The following is a 290-nucleotide window of genomic DNA, read 5'->3' on the forward strand; positions in this document are numbered from 1 at the left end:
GGGGGTTGGGAGTTAGAGGAGGAGGTTTGGATTGAAGTTGGATTGAATGAAGATAGAATGATATGAGGTGTAGTGTTAGGAGTTGATGGGGTTATGGTTGGGGATGGGGTGTTGGATTATGAGAAGGTGGTGGGTAAAGGTGAAAAGGATTATGGGTTTGGTGAGGGAGGGGTGATTGTGAAGGGAAGAGTGAGCGGGGGGATTGGGGGTGGAATGTGGGAGGTATGGAGTACAGTGTATAAGGGAGGAGTGTTGAGGGGTGTGGATATTATTGAGGGTGGGAATGACTG

At 49.0% G+C, this 290-nt stretch carries 1 protein-coding gene; it reads left to right on the forward strand.

Going from position 1 to position 290, the window contains the following annotated elements; translation table 11 throughout:
• Positions 1-93 precede the first annotated feature (93 nt).
• A partial coding sequence (locus FS628_RS30480) for a VanW family protein (protein WP_186328040.1) occupies positions 94-290 on the forward strand: 197 nt, incomplete at its 3' end.

Source organism: Paenibacillus xylanexedens (genome assembly GCF_007676705.1).
Taxonomy (GTDB): domain Bacteria; phylum Bacillota; class Bacilli; order Paenibacillales; family Paenibacillaceae; genus Paenibacillus; species Paenibacillus xylanexedens_C.